1 protein-coding gene is annotated in these 280 nt (G+C 50.7%); it reads right to left on the bottom strand.

The genetic code is table 11. The features are described from left to right. Nucleotides 1–280: hypothetical protein (locus tag QN347_RS19780; RefSeq protein ID WP_323494393.1), on the bottom strand; the 280-nt coding region annotated here is incomplete at both ends.

The raw sequence follows: 280 nt of genomic DNA, 5'->3' as shown, positions 1-280 counted from the left end.
ACGTAGCTGCTACCCCAAACTTTAACCGTGCCATCAGTTAGCAGTGCAGCAAAGCCGCGATCTGAAGGGAACAACTGTGCAATACCTGTAATCACTGAGGACGATGCATTTTGTCCGCCCCAAACTGGATTGCCCCAAGCGTAGGCTGTACCATTTTGCGTAACAGCAAAAGCTGCAAGTGCGCTGTAGACGGAATTAGCCTGCAGAGTTTGACTTGCAGTCGCCGTAGAGCAGCTTGCAGTCGCTGTGACAGCAGAATTTGGTTGAGTATCTTGTACGC

This window comes from Sphingomonas sp. 10B4 (genome assembly GCF_035019905.1).
Lineage (GTDB): Bacteria > Pseudomonadota > Alphaproteobacteria > Sphingomonadales > Sphingomonadaceae > Sphingomonas > Sphingomonas glacialis.
The sequence above is the reverse complement of the archived record's forward strand: the minus strand, read 5'-3'. Positions and strand labels throughout refer to the sequence as shown.